The organism is Pontibacter rugosus, from assembly GCF_042678745.1.
GTDB lineage: Bacteria > Bacteroidota > Bacteroidia > Cytophagales > Hymenobacteraceae > Pontibacter > Pontibacter rugosus.
The window spans coordinates 1-5,028 of sequence record NZ_JBHTLD010000289.1 but is presented as its reverse complement, the minus strand read 5'-3'; the positions used below and the strand labels follow the sequence as shown (position 1 = coordinate 5,028).

The 5,028-nt window shown below is 42.3% G+C and carries 2 protein-coding genes; both read right to left on the bottom strand.

Going from position 1 to position 5,028, the window contains the following annotated elements:
- Nucleotides 1–6: 6 nt before the first annotated feature.
- Nucleotides 7–1,443 (bottom strand): SusD/RagB family nutrient-binding outer membrane lipoprotein, encoded by a 1,437-nt coding sequence (locus ACFQ2O_RS19990; RefSeq protein WP_377532229.1) that lies wholly within the window; start codon nt 1,441–1,443, stop codon nt 7–9.
- A gap of 10 nt (nt 1,444–1,453) precedes the next feature.
- A complete protein-coding gene (locus tag ACFQ2O_RS19985) occupies nt 1,454–4,666 on the bottom strand; it encodes a SusC/RagA family TonB-linked outer membrane protein (protein ID WP_377532226.1) in 3,213 nt (1,070 codons plus the stop codon).
- Nucleotides 4,667–5,028 lie beyond the last annotated feature (362 nt).

Genomic DNA, 5,028 nt, shown 5'->3' with positions numbered 1-5,028 from the left:
AAATAATTAGTTTACATCCCAGAAAAGTTTTGTACTACTCATATCACCACCAATAGCCTGACCTGCTGCAGCACGATTCTCTCCATTCAGTGTCTGCTCATTGATAGGATATATCATGCGAGTTGGGATAGTTAAAGCACTTGCCCCTTCTACAGCTGGAGGCATCAGGTTTGGAGCATCTAATCTTCTCCATGTTAGCCAAGCATCGTAGCCACGGTTGTAAAGAGCTATCCATTCTTGTCTGCCAATTTTCTGTCTCCAGTCTCCTGGAGCCGTGCTATAGGCAACCTGAGGTTGTGCTAAATAAGCTGCTGCTTGCTCCGCTGTACCTCCCCAATATTGAATAGAAGCCGTTACGCCTTTGTTATAATGCTCTTCAGCAGAACCACTAACATTAAAACCTCTTTCAACAGCCTCTGCCAATAAGAATTCAACCTCAGAGTAGTCTAGCAGAAGTGCTTCAAAAGTAGGATCTGCAATTTTCGCACTTACTGTTGAGAAAGATGCATAGCTATTTGGAAATCCATAACGACCACCTGCATACTGACCATCAACTTGAGTAAAGTAATACTGTCTTCTTGGGTCATCTAATGTATTCATTACATCAACTAAGGTGCTAGCAGCTACATAATCTTCTCTGGAAGTCAAAGGGCCTTTAACGTTAGATGAAATAGGATTATTATTTGGAGGCGAACTCAAGTAACGAAAAGCAGCATTATCAGCGTTGCTTGTAAACACATTAGGCGCTGCAGCCTCTACTAGTGTTTTCGCCTGACCTGGATCAGAATCAGCGATCACCATCCCTAGTTTTAATTTAAGCGAGTTACCAAACTTAACCCATTTGCTCATATCTCCCTCATAAAACAAGTCTCCTTCTTCAAAACCCTCAGCAGATGGATCCACCATAGCCAAAGCAGCATTTAAACGAGTAAGGATGTCATTATAAACAGCCTGTGCATCATCATATGCCGGAAGAGAGTTTGAAGGGTCTAGTGCTTCTGTATAAGGCACATCTCCAAATGTATTCACCAGTACAGACCAGGCGTACACTTCCATCATCTCTATTTGAGCCAGCTGGTTATTTTTGACTTTAGGACCTAGAACTTCATTTTGCATTACTAATCGCTTAGAGTCTTTCAAATCTAAAAGCACATCACGATATAGTGTCTGCCACATGTTTTGCGGGATCAGACGTGAAGTCATGTTATACCTTGGTTCATCCAGATACTGAGTTGATGTCCAATACTGCACATAGAACCTGTAGTTGTTTATATTAACGTTTGGTGTAGTCAATACATCCGACAGATTTTTTACGGCTCCAGTAAACAGCGTAGCAGCCGGTACATTTGTTGCTCGTTTCTGGTCGACATTAAAATCATCCAGATCATCTACGCATGATGCCATCAGCACCAGCGACAATAAGCATAAAAATATTTTCTTCATCTTCTGATTTTTAAAAATTTAATCTAACGTTAAATCCGTAAGTTCTCATAGCTGGATACGCACCACTCTGATATCCTCTACCAGCGTTTCCTGAACTTAATCCTTCTTCCGGATCAGAATACTCCATGTTCTTATGGATGATCCATAAGTTACGGCCTATCAGTTGTAAGTCAACACCTTTTATGGCACCAAGATTCCCTATAATAGATTCTGGCAATGCATAAGTAAGGGCAACTTCTCTTAATTTAACAAAGCTTCCGTCATATACATACCAGGCTCGTGGAGCACCCACATAATTATTAGCAGCATAACCAAAAGGAGTCAAACCATCGCCATCTTGGTTTTCTGCGTAGATATCGTTTGGCGTTCCATTTTCTTTAACACCTGGCAGTAATATACCACCACCATCAGCAACAGGTAAGCGAGAAGGTACACCTCTATCGTTCAAGCCTGCAGTATGTTCGTATAAACCAGTCGCTTCGCCATACCATTGATCCAGAGAGAATACATCACCACCTTTACGGATGTCGATCAGGAAGCCAAGTGAAACTCCTTTATAAGACAGGGAGTTGTTGATACCACCCATCCAATCAGGGTTTGTATCACCGATTACAAGATCTGCTCGGTCAGATACCATGTAGTAACCATCAGAGTTTACAGTTCTTTCGCCGTTTGTATAAACAAAGTCATTACCTCTGATCACACCATAAGGCTGGCCTACTGTAGCGTTTATTGAAACACCACCCTGGAAAGACGCGATAAGAACGTTTTCTACGTCTTCGTACAAGCTAAGTACTTCACTTCTGTTACGCGAGAAGTTAAGGTTCATCGTCCAGGTAAAATCACCTGTTTGGATAGGTGTTACGAAAGCCGAAACCTCTATACCTTTGTTCTGCACTTCACCAGCGTTAACAAACCTGCTAGTATATCCACTTGCAGCAGAAGTGGTTACAGGCAAAATCTGATCTACAGTGTTAGATTTATACCAGGTAAAATCGAAACCGAATAGGCTATTGAAGAAATCAGCTTCTACACCTGCCTCAAAGCTTTTCTGACGCTCTGGCTTTAGCTGATCATTGTTCTTTCTGCTTGGCAGAGAGAAAATCGGAACGGATCCAAAACTAGTTGGCTTGTCATACACATCATACAAGCTTAGTGCCGGCGCATCGTTACCTACTTCTGCATAGTTAACTCTAACCTTACCATGTGATAACCAAGACTGGTTAAGAGCATTAGAGAACACAAAGTTAGCAGCAGCAGCAGGATAGAAATAGGAGTTGTCACCATCAGGTAATGTGGTAGACTTATCCTGACGTGCTGAAAGCTCAACAAACAGCATTTCTTTAAACCCGAAATTTGCGTTAGCAAAAATACCATCCACACCTCTGCGCTGATACCCTTCTATAGGTGGTTCAATTGGGCTTGCTGAGTTAGAAATAGAGTATAACCCAGGCACTACAAGACCACCATTCGTGCTCGCTCTAATTGAGCTAACACGGTCTCTACGAAGGTTAGATCCTAATAAACCTGTGAAGCTGATATCTTCAGAGATATCTTTGTTGAAGTTTAAAAGAAGGTCGAAGTTAGATTCGTTGAAATCTCTGTTAAATCGAGTATACTCTGCTACTTCTGCACTACCTACAGCAATACGCTCTTCCTGCATATCAGTGGTGCTGTTAAAAGCAGCTCTACCCATTAAGCTAAACCAGTCTGTAAACTTATAAGTAGCAGTTGCGTAGCCATACACGTTATCTCTACTATCATTGGAATAGTTCTGATAACGAGACCAATAAGGGTTATCAGAGTAGATTGGGCCAGTATTGCTGCTGTTCCAGTTCCAGGTAACGTTTTGCTGATTTCTCTTATAAGCTTCTTCTTGCTGCTTAAGGTCAACGTTGGTTTGCCACCACTGTCTGAACTGCTGGTTAGGGTTACGACCATTATAGCCAGTACCATATCTACCAGTACCCACAGTACGTGAATAGTTAGCAGAAGCACTTACAGTTAATTTATCAGTAGCTTCATAAGAAGCATTGAAGTTCAATAAGTCTTTATCAATGGTACTGTTTGGCAGGTTACCTTTGATATCGTTGCGCGTATACCCAACATTAAAAGTAGTTTTATCACCACCACCACTCACTACTATGCTCTGGTTAGAGTTAACCCCTGTTTCATAATAAGAGCTAGGATCATTTTCAGCGGCTACCCAAGGTGTCGTTCTACCATAGTTAGGCGAGAATGGATCAATAGCATCCCACTGATATACCATTAAGCCAGGGTTAAAAGCAGGCCCGTAAGAAGCATCATCCTGGAAGCGTACTACCGGCGCCACCCCATCGCCAAGATCAGCAGGAGTACGGAATCCATCAAAGTAACCTGCTCCATATTCTTTCTGGTATCTAACAAAAGTGCTCTTATCGATACTGCTCCAGGTAACACCACTGTTAACAGTGATATTCAGGCTGTTCTTTTTGCCTTTCTTAGTAGTGATCATGATAACACCATTGGAGGCACGTGATCCGTAAAGTGCAGTTGCAGCGGCACCTTTCAGCACGTTCACTGACTCGATGTTGTCTGGGTTTAAGTCTGCTGCAGCGTTACCAAAGTCAGTACCTACGCCACCACTTCCCTGAGCGCCTGTATTGTTGTTTGCATTGCTCACCGGCACACCATCAATAACAAATAATGCCTGGTTATTTCCAGTAATAGAAGAGTAACCACGCATAATTACGTTTGTAGAACCGCCCATGGTATTGTTGGTTCTTATGTCCAAACCAGCAACTTTACCAGAAAGGCTGTTCACAAAGTCAGCACTTCTTGTGCGTGTAATTTGCTCAGCACTAACTTCCTGCGCAGAGTAAGCTAATTCATTTCTATTTCTTTCGATACCCAAAGCGGTTACTACCACTTCGTCAAGTTGTTCAGAGTTGATCGGAAGGCTTACGTCTACAGTGGTAGAATTACCGATTGCTTTCTCCACGTTACGGTATCCAATAAAGCGGAATACCAAGGTATTACTGCCTTCAGGCACATTGATAGAGTAAGCACCATCAGCACCCGTCGCAGTACCTACTGTTGTACCTTTGACAAGTACTGTAACTCCTGGTAGTGGCTGGTTAGAAGCAGCATCTACCACCCTACCCGTGATTGCCCTCACCTGTGCCAAAGCCTGATGCATCAAGGCAGTCACAAGTAAGAGACATAAGAACAGAATTTTCTTCATTGTACTGTTGGTTTAAAGTGAGTATTAAAGGTTAAAATAGGTTGAAATTTGAAGCCAAGTGGCTTAGTGGAGAAGCATAATATTTTCAGCTACCCATAAGGGTGAAGCAAGAAACACCTATTCCTTGCCCGAAGGCTGCATAAACCTGCCAAGGCAAAGTAACTATTAAGAAATAGGCAATAAAATTCAGCCCGAGCTACTTTCAACAGATGCTCGGGTACAGATAAAGCAGCTAACGCTTAGGTTAAACGGCTATAAACTTTGCTGTTTTTGAAGAGGGAGGGTGTGCATGCTGCCCAAAAGGCAACACACGAAGTAGTAAAGCTTCTTTCATAAATATTTGTTTAAGGTGAGATGTAAAT